Origin of the sequence: Streptomyces sp. AV19 (assembly GCF_015999245.1) — a bacterium.
In the GTDB taxonomy this organism is placed as follows: domain Bacteria; phylum Actinomycetota; class Actinomycetes; order Streptomycetales; family Streptomycetaceae; genus Streptomyces.
In genome coordinates, this window is record NZ_JAEAMR010000010.1 from 298,591 (window position 1) to 320,658 (window position 22,068).

24 protein-coding genes are annotated in these 22,068 nt (G+C 67.8%); all 24 read right to left on the bottom strand.

Annotation, left to right across the window (positions count from 1 at the left end; all coding sequences use genetic code 11):
* Nucleotides 1–11: 11 nt before the first annotated feature.
* Nucleotides 12–2,447 (bottom strand): phage/plasmid primase, P4 family, encoded by a 2,436-nt coding sequence (locus tag I5Q34_RS19755; protein ID WP_199893651.1) that lies wholly within the window; start codon nucleotides 2,445–2,447, stop codon nucleotides 12–14.
* Complete coding sequence (locus I5Q34_RS35820; RefSeq protein WP_199893652.1) at nucleotides 2,434–2,922, bottom strand: hypothetical protein; 489 nt, start codon at nucleotides 2,920–2,922, stop codon at nucleotides 2,434–2,436. The genes I5Q34_RS19755 and I5Q34_RS35820 overlap by 14 nt, the downstream gene beginning before the upstream one ends.
* Before the next feature lie 677 nt (nucleotides 2,923–3,599).
* Nucleotides 3,600–4,439 (bottom strand): hypothetical protein, encoded by an 840-nt coding sequence (locus tag I5Q34_RS34855; protein ID WP_234429157.1) that lies wholly within the window; start codon nucleotides 4,437–4,439, stop codon nucleotides 3,600–3,602.
* 386 nt (nucleotides 4,440–4,825) lie between these two features.
* Nucleotides 4,826–5,500 carry a DNA cytosine methyltransferase gene (locus tag I5Q34_RS19770; RefSeq protein WP_234429158.1) on the bottom strand — a complete coding sequence of 225 codons (675 nt, stop codon included), beginning with the start codon at nucleotides 5,498–5,500 and terminating at the stop codon, nucleotides 4,826–4,828.
* The gene (locus I5Q34_RS19775; RefSeq protein WP_199893653.1) at nucleotides 5,391–6,086 is read right to left on the bottom strand and encodes a hypothetical protein; all 696 of its coding nucleotides are present in this window, start codon (nucleotides 6,084–6,086) and stop codon (nucleotides 5,391–5,393) included. The genes I5Q34_RS19770 and I5Q34_RS19775 overlap by 110 nt, the downstream gene beginning before the upstream one ends.
* 49 nt (nucleotides 6,087–6,135) lie before the next feature.
* Nucleotides 6,136–6,972 carry a hypothetical protein gene (locus tag I5Q34_RS19780; protein WP_199893654.1) on the bottom strand — a complete coding sequence of 279 codons (837 nt, stop codon included), beginning with the start codon at nucleotides 6,970–6,972 and terminating at the stop codon, nucleotides 6,136–6,138.
* 128 nt (nucleotides 6,973–7,100) lie between these two features.
* Nucleotides 7,101–7,682, bottom strand: coding sequence for a hypothetical protein (locus I5Q34_RS19785; protein WP_199893655.1), 582 nt, complete (start codon nucleotides 7,680–7,682; stop codon nucleotides 7,101–7,103).
* A complete protein-coding gene (locus I5Q34_RS19790; protein WP_199893656.1) occupies nucleotides 7,679–7,897 on the bottom strand; it encodes a hypothetical protein in 219 nt (72 codons plus the stop codon). The genes I5Q34_RS19785 and I5Q34_RS19790 overlap by 4 nt, the downstream gene beginning before the upstream one ends.
* The gene (locus I5Q34_RS19795) at nucleotides 7,894–8,853 is read right to left on the bottom strand and encodes an N-acetylmuramoyl-L-alanine amidase (RefSeq protein ID WP_199893657.1); all 960 of its coding nucleotides are present in this window, start codon (nucleotides 8,851–8,853) and stop codon (nucleotides 7,894–7,896) included. Before I5Q34_RS19795 ends, I5Q34_RS19790 begins: the two co-directional genes overlap by 4 nt.
* Nucleotides 8,854–8,924: 71 nt before the next feature.
* The gene (locus I5Q34_RS19800) at nucleotides 8,925–9,170 is read right to left on the bottom strand and encodes a hypothetical protein (RefSeq protein WP_199893658.1); all 246 of its coding nucleotides are present in this window, start codon (nucleotides 9,168–9,170) and stop codon (nucleotides 8,925–8,927) included.
* 9 nt (nucleotides 9,171–9,179) lie between these two features.
* Nucleotides 9,180–11,339 carry a hypothetical protein gene (locus tag I5Q34_RS19805; protein WP_199893659.1) on the bottom strand — a complete coding sequence of 720 codons (2,160 nt, stop codon included), beginning with the start codon at nucleotides 11,337–11,339 and terminating at the stop codon, nucleotides 9,180–9,182.
* Nucleotides 11,340–11,412: 73 nt separating this feature from the next.
* Nucleotides 11,413–12,201, bottom strand: coding sequence for a hypothetical protein (locus tag I5Q34_RS19810; RefSeq protein ID WP_199893660.1), 789 nt, complete (start codon nucleotides 12,199–12,201; stop codon nucleotides 11,413–11,415).
* 58 nt (nucleotides 12,202–12,259) lie between these two features.
* Entirely contained in the window at nucleotides 12,260–15,295 is a 3,036-nt protein-coding gene (locus tag I5Q34_RS19815) for a hypothetical protein (RefSeq protein WP_199893661.1), read from the bottom strand.
* Nucleotides 15,296–15,375: 80 nt separating this feature from the next.
* The gene (locus I5Q34_RS19820) at nucleotides 15,376–15,702 is read right to left on the bottom strand and encodes a hypothetical protein (RefSeq protein WP_199893662.1); all 327 of its coding nucleotides are present in this window, start codon (nucleotides 15,700–15,702) and stop codon (nucleotides 15,376–15,378) included.
* A gap of 59 nt (nucleotides 15,703–15,761) precedes the next feature.
* Nucleotides 15,762–16,082 (bottom strand): phage tail assembly protein, encoded by a 321-nt coding sequence (locus I5Q34_RS19825; RefSeq protein WP_234429159.1) that lies wholly within the window; start codon nucleotides 16,080–16,082, stop codon nucleotides 15,762–15,764.
* A gap of 62 nt (nucleotides 16,083–16,144) precedes the next feature.
* Nucleotides 16,145–16,723: a hypothetical protein gene (locus tag I5Q34_RS19830; protein WP_199893663.1), complete on the bottom strand. Its 579-nt coding sequence runs from the start codon at nucleotides 16,721–16,723 to the stop codon at nucleotides 16,145–16,147.
* A 64-nt stretch (nucleotides 16,724–16,787) separates the two neighbouring features.
* Nucleotides 16,788–17,204 carry a hypothetical protein gene (locus tag I5Q34_RS19835; protein ID WP_277965361.1) on the bottom strand — a complete coding sequence of 139 codons (417 nt, stop codon included), beginning with the start codon at nucleotides 17,202–17,204 and terminating at the stop codon, nucleotides 16,788–16,790.
* A complete protein-coding gene (locus tag I5Q34_RS19840; protein ID WP_199893664.1) occupies nucleotides 17,201–17,485 on the bottom strand; it encodes a DUF5403 family protein in 285 nt (94 codons plus the stop codon). Before I5Q34_RS19840 ends, I5Q34_RS19835 begins: the two co-directional genes overlap by 4 nt.
* A gap of 4 nt (nucleotides 17,486–17,489) precedes the next feature.
* Nucleotides 17,490–17,810, bottom strand: coding sequence for a hypothetical protein (locus I5Q34_RS19845; protein WP_199893665.1), 321 nt, complete (start codon nucleotides 17,808–17,810; stop codon nucleotides 17,490–17,492).
* On the bottom strand, nucleotides 17,807–18,178 hold the full coding sequence (locus tag I5Q34_RS19850) for a hypothetical protein (RefSeq protein WP_199893666.1): 372 nt from the start codon (nucleotides 18,176–18,178) through the stop codon (nucleotides 17,807–17,809). Before I5Q34_RS19850 ends, I5Q34_RS19845 begins: the two co-directional genes overlap by 4 nt.
* Entirely contained in the window at nucleotides 18,175–19,098 is a 924-nt protein-coding gene (locus tag I5Q34_RS19855) for a P22 phage major capsid protein family protein (RefSeq protein ID WP_199893667.1), read from the bottom strand. Before I5Q34_RS19855 ends, I5Q34_RS19850 begins: the two co-directional genes overlap by 4 nt.
* Nucleotides 19,099–19,164: 66 nt before the next feature.
* Entirely contained in the window at nucleotides 19,165–19,671 is a 507-nt protein-coding gene (locus I5Q34_RS19860; protein ID WP_199893668.1) for a hypothetical protein, read from the bottom strand.
* Between the two features lie 63 nt (nucleotides 19,672–19,734).
* Nucleotides 19,735–20,679, bottom strand: a complete 945-nt coding sequence (locus I5Q34_RS19865) for a hypothetical protein (RefSeq protein ID WP_234429160.1) — start codon at nucleotides 20,677–20,679, stop codon at nucleotides 19,735–19,737.
* A 16-nt stretch (nucleotides 20,680–20,695) separates the two neighbouring features.
* A complete protein-coding gene (locus I5Q34_RS19870) occupies nucleotides 20,696–22,066 on the bottom strand; it encodes a phage portal protein (protein WP_277965362.1) in 1,371 nt (456 codons plus the stop codon).
* Nucleotides 22,067–22,068 lie beyond the last annotated feature (2 nt).

Consider the following 22,068-nt stretch of genomic DNA (forward strand, 5'->3'; position numbering starts at 1 on the left):
GCGTGCTGCTGTTAGTTGCCGAATATGCCGGGGCCAGTGTCCTCGGGCTGCTCGTCGGCGAGCCGGAGCCCGACCAGGGCGATTCCCCTCTCTGTCTTTCGGCGAGTTGCCCCACGCTCTTCCATCGCGTAGTAAAAGGCGCGGCGAGTCCAGCGCTCGCGAGCGGGCAGGTTCTCCGCCTCGCACCACTCCAAGTAACTGTTGAACGCCTCGGTGCCATTGATCACTTGGGATTCCTCAGCGCGCTCCAGGACGCCGGGAAAGAAACCCGCCAACGGATCGCTTGTCTCACGGTATTCCTTGCTGGCTCCGGTGATGAGTGGCGGGTCTTGCAGCCCTCGCGCATACCATTCGATGGCGCCACGGACGGCCCACGCGGCAATGCCCTCGGCCTCGGCGAGCAGCTTCCGGTCTAGGTCCGGGTCGCGTTCCTCGGGTGCGAACCAGCGCGTGAAGGGAATCAATTTCACACGGCGCCAAAGTCCCTCATCCTGTGACTTAAATTTCGGCTTGTGGTTGGTCGCGAGCAGCAGCAAGAACGACGGTTTGAACTCAAAAAACTCTTGACGTAGGAATCGCGCGGTGATGACGTCCTTGCCGGTCACCTGTTTGAGGATGGATTCCGCCATGGGCTTGCCGGCCTCGCCCTCGGATGCCATGACGAGGCGTGCACCGCGCAAGGCTGCTAGATCGTTCGGGATGCCACCTCCTTTACGTTCCTCGAACGTACTGAAAGGTGTGGTCGTGGTTATCTGTCGGAAGACGGATGTAAGGCCATCAACGAAGACCGATTTACCGTTAGCTCCCTTTCCCCAAAGCACTGAAAATGCCTGTTCATTCGTGTGTCCGGTTATGCCGTACCCGACGAGTCGCTGCATGTAAGCAGGCATCTCCGGCATGCCCGGGAAAACCTCGTCAAGGAAGGCAATCCATCGGGGGCATTGGGCTTCCGGGTGGTAGTCGATATCGAGTCGGTAGGTGAGTAGGTCGTCCTGGTCGTGCGGGCGCAGGTGGCCGGTGCGTAGATTGACCGTGCCGTTCCTGAAATTCAGGAGGTCCGGCCGGTTGTCGAAGTCGCTTGCTCGGATGCTGACGTTCGGTACGGACCGAAGTTCCGTCATCAGGGCATCGATTCTCGATGTCATCGTGAACCCTCGCGCCTCTTTGGTCAGGCCGGCGAGGACGAGCGCGGCGCCCATGCGGTGTATTTCCTGTCGAACGCGCATGTCTGAGCGAACCCAGACGGAGCCGTCCCAGGTGTAGAACCCGAGGCCCGGGGCGTATCGGATTCGGCCCCCGCACCACGCAACCAGGGCATGCGCGTTCATGGCGTCGGACTCGCCGAGCTGCGCGACGAGCCGCGAGAGGATGTCCGCCGCCTCGGCCCCCTGGTCGCGCGTGACGGTGTCGGCGCCGGTGCGCTCCGCGAGTTCGGCATTGCGCGCTGCCGACTCCTCCTCCGCCCCGGAACGGAACGGTCGGGCAGCCTTCACTGCGCGGTGCAGAGCAGGGGCGAACGCCTCGGGATCCCGCTCGCGCCAGGCGGTCAAGTCGCTGGCGGTCGCGGGCAGTTCAAGCCGATGCGCCGTGATCCCGTGCGCTGCGAGACCTGCCGCGAGCCTCGATGTGAAACCCCGGCCGGCACGGTCGTTGTCCCCGACGATCACGACGTGCCGCCCGCGCATTCCCTCGGCGAGTTCGGCCACCAACTCGGGCGAGCCGGCGAGTGCGGCCCCGCGGACGAACACGACGTCGTACCCGGTGGCGACGGCAGTCAGTCCGTCGCTCGGGCCTTCCGTCACCAGGACCGTGCCGTAACCGCCACCGCCCCGCAGCACGCCGAACGCCGACCAGCGGTGCCCGTCCGGGTTGGCCAGGGACAGCCACCGGGCAGGGCACTGTCCGGACAGGTCTCTGCCCTGTAGTCCGCAGGCGACTCCGTCCCAGCCGACGAGCGGCACCGTGAGCCGGGGGTGCGCCTGGTACAGCCGAGAGAGATAGGGGAAGCCGTCGCCCTGGTGGCCGGCGTCCACACCGATCCGGAGATCAGCGGCCGTCGCAAGGTCGAGACCGAACCGGTTGGCAAGGTATTGGCGGGCGTGCTCGGCCTGGTCGTCGTCGTAGTCGCCGAGGGCGAGGGACGTGCGGTCGATGTACGCCGCGAGGGCAGCGACCTGTCCGGCGGGGACGAGCTGCGGGCGCTCAGCGCTCACGGTCGGCCCCGGTCCCTCGACGTCGAACAGGTCCGACCAGCTCAGCCCCGCAGCCTTGATCACGTCGGCGGTCTCGCAGCCGGCGCGGCAGGTGATCCGGATCTTGTTGTCCTCGCCTCGCCAGATGCGGAGGGACGGTCGGCCGTCGTCGTGGGCGGGGCACCGGGCCAGTAGTCCGCCGTCCGGCTGATCCTGGACGTCCCCGAAACGCGAGAGGAGATCAGCAAACTGCACGCCCGACCACCCCCATGCCCATGGCGCTCCGGTAGTCGTCCAGCAAGTCAGCAAAGGCGCATAGCGTCGTGGTGAAGTACCACCGAGCGGTGTCGAGCCCCCGCACTGTCGGCACCCAGCCGTACAGCCCGGCGCAGTCATCAGCGGGCATCCCGAGTCCCTGCCGCATGTGGGTCCAGGTCCTCACGGAGACGTGCACCCGACCCGCAGCAACCGGCGCACCACGGGTCTTGTGGACGACCGCACCGAACGGGAAACCGGCGTGGTCGGCTTCAATTTGGGCCTGGTGCAGCCACGTTGGAACGGCAGGCGACCGTACATCCTTGCATTCCAGGACGAACGGCGGGGCGTGCACGTCGCCCACGTCCCGCGCCCCTTCCTGCGCGGCCCGGCGGACTGTCATCCCGTCGAATGGGTCCCGGGGCCGGCCGTCGTCGCCGACGAGCCCGAGGGCGCGATTCAGGTAGTCCCGCACTGCGGATTCCCACGCGGTACCTCTCCTCTTGTTGGGGTTAGCCACGGCCCCACCACCAGTGGAGGACCGTGAGCGTGACCGTGAGCAAGAGCAGCAGCGCGCCGAAAACGCCCCCGATGATGAGCGCGGCAGTCATCCGTCCGCCCCCTGCCGAATGCGGGCTCCGTTCCCCATGGCATGCGCTGCTGCCGCGAGATACCGCAGCCAGTCCTGCCGCGACTCCCACCCCGGCCGGAGCCAGAGCACGTCACCACGGCCCAGTGCCCGGACGTCCCCGAGGGCTGGCGCGGTGGTTCTGGTGATCTCTCGTTCCATTCCTCCCCCTCAAACACAAAGGGGCCGGAGAGGCACCACCACGGGCACCCCTCCGGCCAGTTCTGCTGCTATTAGGCGTCCCGCTCGCCGGTCACATCCGGGATGACCAAACGGACGTGTTCAGCACTAATCCACTCCCGCCTGAGCGTGCGCCGCTTCGCGAATCCCGACTCAGTTCCCGTCGGACGGACACGGAGCATCCCGCGAAGTCGCCCATCCACCAGCCGCGTTGTAACCCGGTCCACGATTGCATCGGCCATCCTGACCCTGTTGCCCTGCCGTGCGGCGTAGGCGATCAGGTCTCCCCGATACAGCTCCTCGCCACCATAATCGGTGACAACTCCCCTTTTCCCCATGGGTGGTTACTCCCCCTCTTTGTAGTTCATCAAGTGCATGTAGGCCGTGAAAGCCTGTTGCGACACAACCCCGTTACCCGCTGCCTTAAGCTGACGCGCCCGGTTGAGGCCCGGGATATGCGTGATCCAGCCCCGAGGTAGCCCCATCAACCACTCGGCGAACACCGAGGCGAGCCGCCGACCACCGCGCGGACCGAATTCCACCGGGATCGGCGCCGGCGACCCCATCAACGTCTCCCAACGGCGCACGGCCGGGGCGTAGTCGGCCCACCAATCCGATGGGGAGTGGTAGACCCCCGGCGGTGTCTCCTCCGCCGTATCCGGGTCCACTGGGAGGAGGAACGACACCTCATCATCGAGATTCGGACCGTGCCCACCGGCCTTCCTCTTATCCGGGTGCTGTGGAGCGCCATTCGAACCAAGGTTTGCAGTTGGCGTCTTGAACAGCTTCGCGGCCCGGTCCTTGGTGAATAACCTCGCTACAGCGGTAACAAGGTCGTCACCTCCTGCGCCTTCACGCCCCGCCTTTGCGAAATCCGGCCCCCGCATTGCGTCGGACGCTGTGGGGGTTGGCAGGAGCGGCAGCGAACTGGAAACAGGAAGCTCAATAACCGGTGGCGCGAGCCGTTCCCGCTCGGACATGGTTCCGTCATTGACTATCCCGTGTCTCGGCCACGCCGCCGTGTACTTCCGCGCCCTCCCGCCCTCCCTGATCGGGTACTTGAGCCATGTACCCGTGGTCTTGTCGATAACTGCCTTAATGTCGTGCGTGATTCGTCGTGGTGGGATCCGGTACACCTTCCAGTAGATGCGCGTACGCCACATGTGCTTGCTGCGGAACGACACCGTTCCCGAGGACTTGCAGCCGGCGCGATCTGCTCAGTCCTTCTACGCCAGTCACCCAACGGTCCGGCAACCCCATGAGCCACTCAACAAAGGAGGCGTTGAGCCGAAGCATCCCCCGATCGGTCAGGGCAACGGGCGGGGGCGACGGCCGCCGCAATACCCGTTCCCACCGCCGGATAGCAGGTAGGTAGCTTCCCCACCATGCCCCGGGGGAACTCAGCGAACGGTGAACCCGTGTCGGCAAGTTGTCGGCCGACGCTTTTCGGGTGAGCGGCTGCACGCCTTTCCACATGCTTGCCGTTGGCGTGGGCAGTAGGTGAACTACTGTCCCCGGCAAGGCGTAGTCGCCCTTACTGCCCCGCTGATTTGGTGACCCCTTCGGGCCGTCAGACCTTTTCGGCGTTGGGAACAGCGGGTGTTGCGATGGCGAACCACCTGTCTCGGTGGTGGGCGGCTCCCACGGCGGACGCTCGTAGGCAACACCAGCGCAGGTCATACCCGATCTGGGCCAAGTCCGCAGCGACGACGTCCAGCCCCCGCGAGCGGATCGCGGAGACGTTTTCCAGGAATGCGAGTCGTGGTCGTAGAACGCGAATGGCTTCGGCAACGTTCTGCCAGATCCCCGACCGCTCACCCTGAATCCCCACCCGCTTCCCCGCGTTTGAAATATCCTGACACGGGAATCCAGCGGTGATGATGTCCACCTCTCCCGCGATGGTGGACCAATCAATCTGTGTAATGTCGCCGAGATTTGGCGCGTTCGGATACCGGCGCGCGAGGATCAGCGACGTGTACGGGTCGATCTCCGCGACGTAGCGGATCCTCTCCCCGGTCAGGGCCTCAACGGCCCGCCCGATCCCTCCGTAGCCGGCGCAGAGTTCGAGTATCGGTATGCGATCACCCCCGTGAAATGCGGAGGCTCCGGGGGCGTTCCCGGAGCCGTTCCGCGGGTTAGTCCTTCGGCTCCGCGATGGCGTCCGACCACGACTTGAGGACGCGAATCGTGGGCTTGCGGTAGCTGACCTCTCGCCCCTGCTTCGTGGTGTACTCCACAAGCTCAAGCTCCAGCGAACACAGAGCTTCCCCACCGACCTTATCGAGAGAGTTCCTGACCTCGTGCAGGACCTCAGCCAACTTCCAAGAGCCCGTCTGGAGACGGAAAACGCCGAGGTCATAATCCTCAGCAATGCGGAGCTTCACACTAATGGACGGGGACGGCCCCCGCTTTGCCTTGGCAGCGGTCTTTCGCTCCTCCAGCAGCGTCGGACAGCCGCAGGGCTTCCCCTTATCTTCCTCGGGCGACAGGAACTCGACTCCGTCGCAGTGATGAATGAGCGTCGAACCATTCCAAAGCTTCAGATCGTCGTCAATCGCGTCTGCGCCAGAGAGAACGACCTTGACCCGATCCGTCGCAGTGAGAATTTCGATGTAGTTCTCCGACGTCGAATCAGTCTCAACCGGAGTGCCGCCCATGAGCTGAGCAACAGCAGCAGCCACCTCCGGATCCCCGGTCGTCACCCGCCATTCCGGAAGAGGAACCGGTACATTGTTCTCCGACTTGCCCCCATGAAAACGGCCGACGGTGTCATCGGCGAACTGCGGGCGCGGCATCGCGTCCGGGTCGGTCTCGAAAATGCGAAGTGCCATAAAATGACCCCCTGTTGAAGTATAAACAAACCGCTCTGCAGGACGGTTCTCAAGCTGCGCGGCGCTGCGTCCCAGTGATGAGCCGGCGCACACTCTCAGCGATCGGGCGACCGAAAACGGTCTTGCTGATCTCACGGTCCCACTGGAACACGTGACGGAGCGTCAGAAAGAGGTTGAAGACTTCCTCATCGATCCGGACGGGCTTGAATACCCAGCCATCCGGCGTGATGTGAAGTACCGCCGCCCCATCAATCTCCGGCATCGGCTCGGAGGTGCCATCGGGCGAAATTACGCGGTCCGCATGGGCGTATGCGGCAAGCTGTAGAGCGACGTCCGGATACGCGCTCCTAGACGTCTTCCAGTCCACTACCAGCGTGCGCCATTCGCCGTTCTCGTGGTCGGGCTTTCCGTCCTCGCCGAGTCGCACACGGACGATGGCGTCAAAGCTGCCCGCGTATCCGTGCTCGTCCGACCACGCGACGTCTTCTGCGCGTACCAGCTCGGGGCGGACAGCAGTGAGGAACTCAGCGAAGCCCAACCGGTAAGGCTCCAAGTCGGGGTGAACACGGCCGATTTCCTCAAGACGGATCATCCGCTCGAAGAGGTCGTGGGCGTCGCTGCCAACCTTCGCTCGAAGCTTGGTGTAACGGGTGTGCGCATTCCGCAGGTAATCCACGGCGCCAGCCGTATCCCGCTCAGCGATGGCGCGTACAGCATCCAAATTCTCGACGGCCGTCTCGGCGGTCATGCGAGCCGCCCAGAACGTCAGGTAGGGCTTCGGGAGCATGCTCACGACGCTCGTGACCCCGGGCACCTTTTCGGCCGTCTCAGGGCTGATGTAGAAGCGCGAGCCCCCGCGCTTGATGGTCCGGACAGGTCCGGGCATAGGTCCCCCTCAGATGGGTTGTTGAGGGGTGGCGGGGTGACAGTTCTTAGAGTGTTTTTTGAATCACAAAGAAAAACCTAAGAGATAAGAGGGAAGACCCGTCTTTTGCCACCCCGCCACCCGCTGGTTCAGCGCGGCATGACGAGCGCGTCAGCCTGCCGGTACAGATCCGCGAGGCTGCTCGCGTTGGTGATCGTCACGTCCGACGGATAGTCGGCAAGCGCGGTCTCCGAGACGTGGGCCCGCTCGGCGTCCCCGCTGGCCCCGTGTCCTCCGGGGCGCACGACGCGGACGAGCAGGAACCCTCGACGCCTCAGCGCATCCGCCTCGTTCTCGTGCCGGACGTCCGTGACGACCAGGGGCAAGTCCCACCGGTCGGCCGTCGGCACCTTGTCCAGGACGAGCCGCACCCAGTAGTCCCGATCATGCACGCGCACGGCCTCGCCGAGGCGCTGCAAGGTCCGGCGGACCTCGGGCCTTGTCTTCGCTTCCTCCCACCCGTGCCGACGGACGACGTCGGAGAGACGGATGGGCAGCGCGCCGAGGGGCGTCGGCTCCGCGCCCACCATCGGATCGATGTCCAGCGCCATGTAGCGGAGGGGGTCGGCGAACGCGAGCCGCGCGAACCCGTGCCGGGCGACGAGCCGTTGCCCGATCGAGTCCTTACCGGCCCGCGCCTGCCCCAGGAGGGCGACGTGCCGGTAGGTCACCGCAGGGCCTCGCCCTGGTGCTCGTTGATCCCGGCAGCTGCACGGACTCGTGCATTCGCCGTGCGCTGCACTGCCTCACCGACGCCCAGCAGCGCGGCGACCAGAGTAAGGATGAGCTCGTCAGGAAGACCGTGTACGAAGTAGGCGACCAAGTAGACGACCGCGACGGCGATCGTATATATGCGGGAGGCGTGCTCCTGTACGAAGACGATCACTTGCCCGCCTTCCAGTACACGCCACGAACCCGGGCCGCAGTGATCACGGCGGGGCGGGCATCGTTGCCGGGGGCGGAGCCGTACGTCACCTCAAAGCGCGCAGCCTCGCCGTCCACGATGCTGCCCGCGTGGGTGAAGTCCACGAAGGACGAACCGGAAGTCGTGATCCTCTCCACGATCGGCCCGTCCCAGCGGGAGCCGTCGCGGCGCTGGTGGTACCACCGGCCCTGAACCGTCGCGCCGGCCGGGGCATCCACGGTGAGGTAGACCGTCGCCGAGTAGGCGCCCGCGTTCTTCACCAGGTCCACGCCATTGACGTCCACGGTCGTCCACTGGTCGCGGGGGAGCTTGCGCTCAGAGCCGTTGAACTCGCCGAGAGTGTTGGGCATTTCGTCGTCTCCAATCTGGTCGGGGGTGGGGGCAGTCTTGCCGTTGGCGCGGGCGACGATCCCGGGGAAAACGACGTCCCGGAACTGCTGCGCACGCTTGCTACCGGGGCAGTCGGTCCCGCCATCGCTCCACTGCGGGAACATCCGGTGAACCCCGTAACCGGGGTCGTCCCACGAGCGGCAGATGCGGAGCGGAATTCCGTGGTGCTGGTGCATCCACACGCCGATACGAATCAGCGTCGCGACCTGTTCCGGCGTCCAAGGGTCGGTTGCCTCGTCGTCCGAGGCCGTTTCGACGCTCACCGCGCCCGTACCGTCGCTCCGCCTGTTGGCGTACATGTTCGCGTCGGCGCGGGTCTCGGTGCCGATGAACTGTGCGCACGACCCGTCGTAGCCAACGGCGAAATGACTTTCATAGTTGGTGCTGTCGCGCCAGTATTCGTAGACGCGCCGAGGTGTCCACGCAGCAGCAACGCTGTGGAAAATAAGCTGCGTTGGACGGATTGCAGGCTGGTCGTCTGACTCCGGCTGCAACTCCATCTTCTCAACGTCGGCGAACCAGGCCATAGGGTTACTCCTGTCTGTGGGCATAAAAAATCCCCGCCGGTAGGTCCCGAACGGGGCTTCTGGTTGGGTGGTTACGCCTTTCCGGAGCTTTCTACGATGGCCACCACGGCGCCGATGATGGCCGTGATCACTGATATAGGGAGTGCGTATCTCCAGCGCTCAAGCGCGCGCAAACGCTCCTCATGGTCAGCCAATTCGGCGCGGGCACCCTCGTTTTCCTGGCCCATCGTCCGCATCTCAGTGCGCAGGGCGACAACTTCGTCGTAGATTTCCCGCGCGCCGATGCGGACGCCTAGGGGCTCGTCTTCCTCTCCCATGTTCCTCCTCTACGGGTCCTTGGCATTCGGGTCTACCGGGGGATCGGGGTGCAATCCCTCGTCTCGCGGTGCCCCGTTGTAGCTCGTCCCGCGGAGCGTCAGGATCTGTTTCACGGCTCCGCTGCTGTCCGCCGAGGTGCGGATGCCGATGACCCACGCCAGGGTGTCCAGTGCGGCCCCGGTGCTATCGCGGACGCGGACGACGTCGCCTAGTTCAATCCGTGGGTCGGCGAGGATTTCGACGTCGGAGAGCAGGGGGACCGGGTAGGCGCCGGCGTCACGAAGGGAGTCCGCGACTGCCTGTGCGGATCTGTTGTCCTGGATCCAGCCGTCCGGGTCGTGCTCGTACTGCTGCACGCCGTATGACTGCTGGCTGCTGGAGTCTTCGGCGACGGCTTGGCGTTCTGCGGGTGCCTCTCCGCTGTCCAGGCCCGGCCCGGTGATGAACAGGGACAGGCCGGTGGTGATTGCGCGTAGCCACACCGGCGCAGTTCCCTTGTTTCTCATGTCGAGGACTAGCCGCCCGCCTTCGCGGAACGTGCGTACCTCTACCACTCCGGCGGCAAAGGGAGCGTTGTCCTTGTCCGCCAGGGTGAACCTGATGGTGTCGGGAAGCACCTCGCTATACGTCACGGGTGGTGGGACGTCGAATTCCTCGGGGCCGACGGTCCAGACGAGTGCCTGTCCTGATCGGGGGGCGATTTTGATGGTGTTGGTCGCTACCTTGTCGTTGCTTCGGGTGGTTTTTAGTTGGGACCAGTCCGCCCATTTCACGGAGCAGTAGTTGCGGCAGGCGTCGATTTCCTCCGTGACGGTGAGGGCCGCTAGTTCTCGTTCTGCGGTGACCGTGGCGTGTGCAGAATCTGGGGTGTTGGCCCAGCGCCGCCGGGACCTCCACCTGAATATTCCGTCCGCCCCGAACTCGGCGGTCGAGAACGTGGCTCGGGCTATTTTGGTGATGACGTCCCAGGCGCTTCCCGATACTGCGGGGATCACCCGCAGGGGGATGTCCGGTGCGTCGAGGTCTGCTGCCTTTTCCCACATCCCTTTCTGAGTCAGGGCGGCCCCGGTTGGCTGGGCGCTGAGCTGTGAGACCTGTACGGCTTCGGCCCGTAGCCCACGGATGCCCACCCGCACGGCAAAGAGCGAACTTGCGGGGACTGCGGTGCCCTTGCCGGGGAGCCAGTCGTGAAAGTACGTGCTACCGGACGGTGCTGTCACCACGGGGCGGTAGACCGGGACGCCGTTTCCCTCGAAGGTGAGCCACAGCGATACATGCCAGGTGCCGCGCTGTTTGGGTATATCCGGTTCTTGCCAAACCAGGCCGGCGTTTTTGGTCGGGTCGGGGTCGCGTCCCGTTGCCACGGTAATGGAGCCGGCCGCGAGGTCGAGGACGAATCCGGTGTGCATGGTTTTCATGCTGTCATCGACCCATTCCAGACTACATTCCAGCGTTCGCGTCCCTGTGCCGGTGTCGTTCACCCAGGCTTCGTAGAAGAGGCCCGGAACGTCGGACCGGGTGACGGCGCGCACCATGGGGTCGTAGACGGCGTAGGTTCCGGACGTGGATCCCTGTACGGCGATTTCGTGCGGGGCGTTCGTGGTGACCCAGCGGGACCAGTCGCCGGAGAGGGATTTGAGGTAGCCGATGTTGGCGGCGGCCCCTCCGTGCATCGAGGCGTAGAGGATGCAGCCGTCCCGTGGGGGCGGTGCGGTGTGGATCCCGGCCCGGCGCAGTAGGTGGTCCACGCACCAGCTCGGCGAGGCGACCCAGTTGGTTGCCGGGCCGTAGGGCGTTGCCGAGTTGAGTCCTCCGGCCGGCCGGGGAAGTTCCGCTGCCATCCGCAGGCGCTCGGCGCCGTCCAGGGCCGTGATCTTGACCGTGTCGGTCCCGGACTGGGCGCTGCGGGAGCGGACGGTGCCCCGGAAGGCGGGGATGGTGCTGCCGCCGATGCCCCATGCGTGGGTCACCGATTGGCGGGGCCGTACCACGTCGCCGGTCGTCCGCGGTGCCCATGGTCCGTAGAGGGCGGAGGCGGTCGTCCCGCCGGTGCCGCCCAGGGAGAGTTCGAGCTGCGCGGAGGACGAGCCGCTGAACGCCCGCATGGCCTCGGGCATGTCGGTGCCGTAGCTGCGGTCAAGGGCCCATGACTGGACCTGGGGTGTCATGTCGCGTCCGCCGAGTCTGGTGGTGTGCGCGACGGCCCGTTCCCCGGTCGCGAGGGCGCCAGGCAGTGCGGCGTCACCCGGTTGCACTGGCCACCTCCACCAACTCCAGGGTGATATCCCGGTAGGTCGGGTTGGGGCTCGTCGCGGCATGGGTGTAGCCGGTCACGCTGTACTGCGGGGCGCCCTCGCCGTACGGGCGGTCGCCGGCGAGCAGCGCCGCCGAGGTGTCGCCGACGGTGAGGATCGACTCGCCGACGGGCCATGCACCCTTCGCGTTGAAGCGCGCCGCTACTCGTACGAATGCCGCACCTGCGGGTGCTACCGCGACCAATGGGCGATTCTTGTTGCCGAGAAGGCCAGTGAGGAAGTCGCCTGTTCGGTTGTGCCAGTACAGACCCAGCCCAGCGAAATCCGCGCCAGCAGCGAGAAGTCCCGGAGCCCACCAGGTGAGCGTCATCCCGGGGGTGACCGGGACCCATGGCCACCCGAGGCCCCGCCAGTTGAGGTCCGTCGTGCCGTTTGCGGGCGGGGCGTCCACGGACACCGTGACGGGGTCGGACGGGGATGCGCCCCCGTAGACCGTGATCTCCTGCGGGTTCGCCGACCACGACGACCGGGACCCGGTCCCCGCCGCCTGCGCCCCGGTGAGCAAGTTCCGCGCCAAAGGATCAATGAGCGCGACGGGCCCGGGGCCGTCCAGTCGGCGCACCAGGCGGTCAAGGAACTCGTGGTCCTCGCGGTCCAGGGTGGTCCACTGGAGTTTGAGCCGGCGGGGCTGGGCGGGTGCCGACCAGGTGGTGACGGTGCCGGACAGCGAGCGGAACTCGGTGACGGTCAGGTCGGGTGACCGGTCGAAGCTCACGGCCCGGTCATCGATCTCCCGGAGTGCTCCGGGGTGTCCGATCCAAAGGCCCAACGTTTCACCTCCGGGCTAGGGTGCGGTTTCCCTGCGCGACCGCGCGGGCGATTTCTGTCTCTCCGATGCGCAGGACGATGTCCCGTCCGGCGTAGTCCCGCAGGGCGTTGATCAGTTCGGCTGTCGAGGCGGGGCCTGTGCCGCCCGGGGGCGGGGTGCTGATCTCCGGTCCGGTCCCGGCGATGGCAGGCAACCCCGCTGTAACTCCGGCGAGTTGGCGCCGGAGTCCGGGAAGGCGGTCTTCGATCCCGGTCATGAAGCCGTCGAGGACCATGCGGCCGGCGGGGACCAGGATGGTGCGGTCCCGGGCCGGCGGGCCCTTCCAGTCGGGCAGCAGGTTCGTGACTTCGCTCAGCTTGTTCTTGAGCTTGCCGAACATGGACTTGATGCCGTCGATGAAGCCCTGGATCAGGTCTCGTCCGGCGTTGATCAGGACGCCGCCGAGGTTCCCGAGCCAGTTGCGGATATTGCCGGGCAGGTCCCTGAACCAGCGGCCCACGCTGTCGAGACCGGAGGAGATTTTGCCGCCGAAGTCCCGCATGGCGTCGGCCGCCGACCGTCCGATGCCCGCGCCCCAGTCCGCGACGGCCCGCCAGGCACGGGAGACCATGTCGGTGAAGTAGCCGACCACCTTCCCCGCGACGTCCGACACCAGCGTCATCACGCCGCGCACCACGTCGCCGATGAAGCGGAAGACGCCGGACACGAGATCCTTGAGGGCCTGCCAGGCGGCGGAGAAGTCCCCGCGCACCACCGCGGACACCAGGTTGATGGCGGGGATGACCACGTTCCGCAGCAGGGACGCGAGGACGTCGGCGAACAGGGACGCCAGTTGGCCCACCAGGGCAATCACCGGTGACAGCACCGGGAGGAGCGCGGAGATAGCCCCGGCGAGGGCCGTTCCGATCGTCGCGATGAGGGGGCCGACCACCGTCATCAGCTCGGCGATGGAGGCGCCCACGGAGATCAGAGCGGGCCGCAGCGCCTCCAGTAGTTGCGAGACGACCGGGGCCAGCGCTGCGACCAGGGCGCCGATCGTGGCGAGGACGGGCCCGAGGATCGCGGGGAGCTGGTCCAGGACCGGGCGCAGTGCGGCGACCAGGACGTCAACGATCTGCGCGACCAGTTGCCCGACGGTCAGCAGCACCGGCCCCAAGGCGGTGCCGAGCTGTCCCACCAGTGTGCCGATGACCGGTAGGACGGCGGACAGGGCTTCGGCGAGTACCGTGATCACCGGAGCCAGTGCCCGTCCGAGCGACGTGGCGAGCGTGCCGAGGACGGGGGCGAGCGTGGCCAGGATCCCCGAGACGACGGGCAGGATCTGCCGGAACGCCGATCCGAGGGCCGTGACGACGGGGCCGATGGCGCTTGCCGCAGCCTTGGCCAGTACGCCGAAGAGCGGCAGGAGCTGCGCGGCTGCCTGCCCGATGACCGGGAGGATCTGTGCCGCCACGCCGGCCACCGTCTTGATGAGCGACGCGAGGGTCTGCCCGAGGGGTTTGGCGGCTTGCCCGACTGCCGGTGCGAGCTGCGCGAAGATGCCGCCGACGATGGGCAGCAGGAGCCGGAAGGCGCCTGCGATGGCCGTGACGACCGGACCGAGTGCGGCCCCCAGCGCGGAAACGAGACCCGCGAGCGCGGGCCCTACCTGTCGGGCAAGGTTCTGCACCGGGCCGGCCAGCGTGTTGACCAGTGTGGACAACAGCGGCATGACCGCTTGGAGCCCCGCGACCAGGACCGTGGACACCGCGCGACCGATGGCGGACAGCGTCTCGAAGAGGTTGCGGAACGTGGCCTGCGCTTCCGGCGTCGCGGTGATCGCTGCCGCCTTGGCGGCAATGTCGCCGAGGACAACCAGGAACCCCGACCCGGACTCAACGGCCGGGCGGAAGACGTTCACCACCGCCGTGCCGACGTTGCCGAGCGTTCTGCCGACCGAGCGCAGCGAACGGAAGGCGTTTTCGATGCCCTCTTGCATCGCGCCGGACTGGTAGGCGCGGGTCATGCGGGCCGACGCCGCTTCGGCGCTGGTGGCCAGGGACGCCGTCAGCCGCGCGTAGGCGGGGGCAGCGGCGGCGCCCACCTGTGTGAGTCCGCGCAGGAAGATCCCGGGCAGCGGAACCAGATTCCGCAACCCCGCGTTGGCGCCCTCCAGCGCCGCGCCGAGTGTCCCGCTCCTGGCGAGGGATCCCGCCGTCGTCGCGGCATCCTTGGCCATCGTGTTGAGCGCTGCCGCTGAGCCCGTCAGTCCCTCGCGGAGCACCGGGAGGACGGAGCGGGCGAGCCGCGCGGCCGTCTCGTCCAGCCCCCGGAACAGCTGCTGCTGCGTCGCCTTGCGGACCTTCTCCCATACAGGGGTCAGCCGCTGAAGTTCCCTGACGAACCCGCGCGCCTCCGGGGCAAGGGCCTTGAGCGCTTCCTTGTCGCCCTTGAGTGCCTTGTCGAGACCGTTGAGTCCGATCTTGAGCGTGGCCTTGGCGCTGAGGACGGACAGCAGCGCCGGGGCGGCCACTGCTGCCGCCGGCCCCACCTGCACCAGCCCCGAGACGAGAGCGGACACCGCGCCCGCTGTGGCGGGAAGGGCCGATGCCGCCACGGCGAGACGCCCGAGGGTGGCGGTGAGGGACGCGACGCTGCCCAGCGCTCCGGCAGCATCCCGGCCCAGCCCTCCGAGGGCACTGCCCGCTCCGCCCAGCCCCGGCAGGGACCCGAGCCGGCGAAGGTGATCGATCTCGGGCCGGTCGGCGTCCAGCCGGGCGTTGATCGTGATCGGGGGCTGGAGGTGGGCGAGTTCCTGGCGTAGTCGCTGGATCTCGCTTTCGCTCACCTCCAGCCGGGCTTGCAGCGTCGCCGACCGGGTGGCCAAACGTTCCCGCAGCGCGTCCCCGAACGACGACAGGTCGGGGTCCACCCGGACCTTGACCCTGGCCGACACCCGCGACAGCTTCTGCTGGAGCTGCTGACGGAACCCCGTCAGGTCGGCGACCGCCCCCACCGTCACCCGGGCCCGCCGCTCGATCCTGTCGAGATAGCGTTGCAAGGACGGTGCGAAGCTCGATGTGTCCGGCAGGACACGCACACTGAGCCGTCCGGACTCGACTCCCCCTGGTCCGGCCATACTCACCCCCGTATGTACTTGTCCGGCAGAGCCATGGCGCCCGGATGCCCCGACAGATCGAGCATTCGGGCCCGCCCCGCCGGCCTCCCCTGCGGGGGCTTCACGGGGTCGGGGTTGCGCCGCAGCTTCCCGCCGGAAACGCGCACGTTGTTCGCGTCGGCGAACCGCACCGCGTTGACGATCTGTGCGAGCAGGTGGGTTTGAAGCGTCCACCCGCGATGCTCGGGGCCGCCCGCCAGCGCGGCAGCCAGCGCCGAGTCCTCCGGTAGATGCTCGGTCAGCGTCCACGCCCGGCGGGGCGACAGCGCACCCCGCCAGAGATCGGCCAAGTCAAGCCCGTAGTACCGCTGAAGATCAGCGCGCAGGGGCCCGCCATGACCGTCATGGATCAGCTGTCCGAGCGCGGCGCTTCCGGGACCTGCGTCCCGTCCTGCCACAGGTTGATCACCCGGACGTACATCCCGATCGGCCACTCATCCATCTCGGCCGCGAGATCCTCGGGCCGGTCGGCCACCAGGAGCAGGAGATCCCGCAGCTGCGGCATGACCTCGTCCAGCTCCGACGCCGCACCCTTGGAGACCGCCCCGAGCAGCACACGCGCCGTCTTCATCCGGTCCGGCGACAGCATCAGAAGATTGGTCAGCCGAACCTCCGCACCGGTGCGGGTGACCAGCGACACCGCGCCGTACTCGCGCTGCGCCTCGTCCATCAGATCGGTGCACGACACCACAATTGCCACAGACATCACTTCCAAAAGACAAGAAAAAAGGGTCAGTTGCCGGACGGGGCAGGCGGAGCGGGCGGGGCGAGGGTCGCCCACTCGCCGATCGCACCGCCGATCACCGGCGACGAAAGAAACGTCCCCTTGATCGGGAACTTCACGAAGTCGTCCACAGCGAGGGAGACCGCGTCGGAGCCGATCAGCGAGACCCGCGGATGCCACAGCGGCAGAAACCGCGCCCCGTCCACCAGGACGACCAGCAAGGATCGGAGCTGGGGAACCGGCGTCGCGGGAATCCGGAACGTCCGATCAGCCTGCACCGCCCCCGGCCCGGCACCGAAATAAAGCTGGAAGGTCTCCGGCGACGCCTGGATGGACTGAAACGTGACCGAGTACGTGACATCGGGCGTCGTCTGCCGAAGCTTGGAGTTCTGCCACGACCCCTTCACCTCCGGGTCGTCACCGTCCCGGCCGAACTCCGGCAGGTCGTCACGGCTGGTGTGCCCCAGCGACTCCCACCCGGCCGGGGGCTTGAGCGGATCCGTCAGCGCCGGCTTGGGCTTGTCCGGCTCCGCGACATAGATGTAACCGCCTACCGCCATCACGGCGGCATCGTCAACAAGTGCCATAAGCGTGTGTCCTCCGGGCAGGCGCGACCCACGGCACGCCTGCCGAACAGCGAATGAAAGAAGGTCAGTTGGGGGATGGGCGGGCGGTGACCCGATAGGTGGCCTGGAACCGGAAGAGGTCCGGGCCGGCGGCCGGGGACCCGGTCCGCAGCTCGAACGGCCCCGCCACGTCGGCGAACCGCGCGAGATACCCGCCCGGCCCCCGGTACTGCACCGCACAGGCTTCCGCGAGGGCGACCCGGACACGCCGAGCCAGCGCCGAGGCAGCCGGCCGGGTCCGCGCCGCGCACTGCACATCGATCACGGCGGAGTCGATGCCGCGCGCGTCCCGGGCCCCGCCGCCGACCCGGCGCACCACCACCAGGGGCAGGGCACCGGCCCAGTGCTCCGGCCACAGCACCCGCACCGCAGCGTCCGGCACGCTCGCCCGAAGCGCTCCCACGATCAGGGCGTCCACGTCCGGGAGCAGCGGGTAGGTCACAGCGCCGCCTCGATGGCGTGGATGCCGTCCACCCACCGGCCGGTCCTCGCGTCGATGTGCCCGTAGTTGATGGCGAGCACGGCCGGATCCTCCAGAGAAATCGTGGAGTCCACCCGACTCGTGTGAACCGTCAGGGACCGGGAGACAGCCCCGGTGCGCCGGTGGGCGTCCACCACGGCGCGGACCCGGTCGGCCCGCTCGTCCAGGACCCGCCGCACCTCCACCTTCACCCCCGGCAGGTGCGCCACCACGGACGCCAGATCACGCCGAACCGTCGCCATGCGATCACCCCCTCTTCCGGATCATCACCACGTCGTGCGCGGTGCGGCTGCCGCCCCCGTAGCGCTGCGGGGCGCCGACCACCGACCAGGTCTGCCCCGCCCACTCCACCCGCGACCACGGCCCCGCCGGAAAGGCCCGGGTGTAAAGGCGGTACGTGGGGTCGGCGAGGTAGCCGGCCGGGCCGGGCTCTGCGGAGTCGGACGGCACGACGCGGGCCCGGATCACCACGGGCGCGCCCTCGCCGGGCACCGTGCCGCCGTACCCGTCATCCACCGGCACGGCCGGGACAACCCGCACGTCCTCCGCCCCGTCGAGCAGGCTCACAGCGTCCCCCCATACGCCTGGATCGGCGCGGAGAACACCCCGGTGACACCGGCGGCAGCACGCACGAGCCGGATCTCACCAGCGGTGAGCCCGACCCCGACGGGCAGCGACGCGGGCAGCGCGTACTGGTACGAGCCCTGCATTTCCGACCGGTACCCCTCCGGGCTGCGCACCCGCCGCTCCGCGGCAGCCAGGGTGACCTGTACGGCGATGTCCGGGGCCGCCGCAGGGTCGGGCCAGGGAAGCCCGTGCGCCCGGACCACTGCGGAGGCGTCGGCGAGAGCCGTCTCGGCCTGTGCCCGCTCCGCCCCGGTGAACGTGCGGCTCATCCGGGCTTCCAGCGCCTCGATCCGCGCGAGCGGCGTCACGATGTCGGGGTCGGGTCGGACATGTTCAGCTTGACCGCCCGGACCAGCTTCTTCGCGTTGCCCACCTTGTCCAGCATGGCGTTGAACCCGGCGTACAGGTTGACGATCGAGCGGTCCCGCAGCTTCGCGGCGTCGTAGTCCCGAATCCAGCGCATCGACAGACCGTTGTAGGACTGCGAGGCGCCGAAGGTGACGCCGGACGGGATCGCGGGGGCCCGCGTTGCCAGAACGAACGCGGACGGCACGAAGGCGTAGGCGGACGCCGGGTTGATGACCTCCGAGGACACCACCCGGAACCCCGCAACCTTGCCGATCGTCGCCTCATGCAGCGCTGACGCCGCGTCCGCCTCGCCCGTGGAGTCCGCCCGGATGAACCGGTCCGACAGCAACAGCTTTTCCTCCACGTCGGACCCCACCAGCAGCACCCGATCCGCCTTGGGCACGAACGACTTGTTCAGTGTCGTGCGCGCCTTGACCACCGACGTGTAGGGATCCTTGGCGTCCAGCGGAAGCGTGTTCGCGTACGGGGCCCCCTCGATCAGCGTGGCCACGCCGGCGTCAAGCGCCTTGGCCACGGCGTTCACCTGCGGTGCCAAGACCTGAGTGCCGAAGTCCTTGATGTCCAGCGACAGTTCCTCGTCGGTCACCGCCACGGCACTGTAGATGTCCTTGTTGAGCTGGACGTTGATGGAGTCCTCGGCCAGCTCGTCCAGGACGATGTCCGCCTTGCGGTCGTTGCGCCACTCGTACTCGCGGGCCGTGAGCTGCGCGGGGACCCGCACGGTGACCGTGTCCGCCTTGGCCCCGGTGAAGTCGAAGCCGGCGTTGTTCCACACCAGCGACGCAAGTATCAGCTCACGTTCCAGCAACCCCAGCGACGTCGCCGCGATCGTCTCGGCCTTGAGAAATGCGTTAGCCATTCGTACCCCTCGTAGACATGGGAAAGGCCCCGGTCAGGGGCCCCTAGGTGGTCAGTGCAGGACGGGTCAGTGCCGCCTGCGCGGGATCGACGCCGCCAGCGCCGCCGGGTCACGCGGCACCGGGCGCTCCGTCGGGTCGAGACCGCCCCGGCCCACCCCCGTACCCCGCTGGTGGAACGCCGCCGCAAGCGCCTTGGCGTGCGCCTCGCGGGCATCGGCGTCCTCGCCGGTAATCAGGTCCGTGACCACCTGCGGAAGGCCGTACTGCCGGCCCAGCCGCTCACGGTGCAACTCGTGCTCCAGCTCGGTCACCTGCGTCTGCACCGCAGCGAACTCCTCCGGTGTCCGGGCAGCCTTGAGCGCCTCGCGGGTCTCCTTCGCGGTGGCCCGGTAGCGCTCCACCTCCTCACGCGCCGCCGCAAGTTCCACCCGGAGCCCCTCGGCATCCACAGGCGTACCGTCACCGTCCTGTTCGCTGCCCTGCTCCGCATCGGCGTCGGTCGACGCCGGTACCGGAGTCTCCGCCGGAGCGGTCTCCGGATCCTCCGGGGCAGGGGCCAGGGTCTCACTCATGATGCATACCTCCCATGAAGTCGCAGCGCGGCCGTCAACCAGCCTGCACCTTGGGGTAGTTGGTCATGTACGTCGTTGGGCGTCGAAGTGGCGACGCCAGGCACGCAGCGCCTCGGGCCCGGAGGCTCCCCGGGTCACGTCCTGCCACTGCTGCCAGTAGGAGCGCGCTTGCTCGCTCATGAACTCGGCGCGCGAGTAGACCGGGACGGTCTGGCAGTGACACATCGGGTGGTACTTCTCCAAGTCGTCCCGCTGTACCGGCGGCAGATCATGCCCGTTCAGTCCGCGGATCCCGGCCACTGCCCGGGACCGGTACACGGCTCCCCGGCTGGCGAGCATCGCGCACCACGCGCACGGATCACCGTCCGTGACACGCGCCCAGCCGATCACCCTCCGGTCCGCCCGCGACGCCGCATCCAGCATCGCCCGCCCGCCCCGCAGCGCCTCACGGTCCGCCACACCAGCGGCCTGCGCACCAGCCCGGCCCATCAGGGCGTCCAGCTCCGCCAGGATCCGGGGGTCGTCCAGCCGGCCCGGCCCCTCATCGTCCGGCTCCGCCAGCGCCTCCAGCTCGCGCTGCACCCGGCCGGTGCCGGTCGCCACCAGCGACACCACCGCCGCACGATCGTGATCGTCCTCCGGTTCCTCCGGCCAGTCGAACTCATCGACCCGGACCCGCTCGCCGTCGTCCCGCTCCGGCAGCCGAACTGTCTCGCTCTGCCGCGCCCACTCCTCCCGCAGCTCCCCGAGCGTCACCACATCGTCACCGTCTCCGCCGTCCAGCGGCGGCAGCGTGCGCCCCGTCTCCACCGCCCGGTACAGGCGCAGGAACGCGGCGGCCGTCTCGCGGGACCGGGCCCGCTCCCGGCGGACCAGGGCGAGCACGACTGCCAGCCACGCCCGGCCCGACACCGCCAGAGCCAGCGGGGACACCCGCGACCACTGCGCCAGCGCCACCGCGGACACCCCCGCCCCGATCCGCGCCTGCGCCCGCCAATGCTGATCCAACAGCGCTGACGTCTCCCTACGCGGCACGGGGCACCGTCACCTTGGCCATGGAGTCGGCCAGCCGCAGGGCCGGGTCGTCCTCCTCGGCCATCTGCGCCCAGTCCTCCACATCAGTCGCCGTGACACCGGGAATCCGGGGCCACAGCGCACGCGGAGGAACCCGCAGCATCTGCACCGCCTTGCCCAGCGCATCCACCGTCTGAGACAGCGACCGCGACTCCGCGCCCTTCCAGAGAACTTGGGCGTGCGGGTCCACCGTCCCGCCGGCAAGCTCCGTGCACAGTCCGAGCAGGGTTTCCCAGGACTCGCCGAACTGGTGCTGGTACTCGTCCACGGCCCGGTCAAGCGCCGACTCGGCAGCCGCAAAAGCCTCCGCGCCGAGGTTGACCACGGATCCGAGCAGGTAGTGCGGCGGGGTTTGCGAGACGGACGCCATGTGCTTGACGCCCAGCTCGATCGCGTCCAGATACCCGGACAGCGGGGTGCCGTCGAGCTGGTTGAACTTCGTGTCGGGATCCGGCGCGACCAGGAAGCGGGACGCGTCCGCCTGCACCGGCAGGACCTTAGGCTTCCCCGTGACGGCGTCGTAGATCACGTTGCCGTCCGCATCCCGCACGAACTCGGGCGCCATGCCAGAGATCGTACGGACTTTGAACGACCCGAAGGTCTGCACCACAAGAAGATCAAACAGCGTCTGATTCACGCGGTCCTGAATCGGGATCATCGGCTCCACCAGACCCGTGACGCGCCCCTCCAAGTCGATGTCCGGGGCGAACCGGACCACCGGAGGACGGTCAAATCCGTGCGGACGGGACCCGAGGACCCGCGTTCCCTCCTTGCCGCCCACCACCAGGTCATAGACAGTCGTCGCTTCGTAGAGCCATGCGCGAACCGCCTCGTCCCCGTCCCCCGGAACGGTCGCCGTCTGCAACGCCCACAACGGCAGCGCATCCGAGGCAGGATCCTCATAACTGGCGTACAGCAGCCGGGGGGATACCCCACGCAGGACCGGCTGCCCCGAATCCGCAAGGTCCGGCAGCACGACCACGAACGACTGCCCGTAGGCGAGCGCCGCCCGCATCACCGCCGTCTGCCGGCCGTCCATCCGGTTGCGCTGCCACACCTCCCACGCCGAAGAGACAACGCCCTCCGCCGACGTCCGGTACCCCTCCACCGCCAACGCCTGAGACGGAGTCTTCACCAGCAACGGCAACCAGTTCGACACCGCCCGCTTCGCCAACAACTTGTACTGCTCCGTCGCCGACTTCGGCATGTACGGGCCGTCATGCTGACCGCGCATATACCGATCGATCCGCCCAAGCCGCTCCTGCTGCGCCCTGAGACCCACAAGCCCCAGTTCCGCAAGCTCCTCCGGTCTGTCCGCCACAC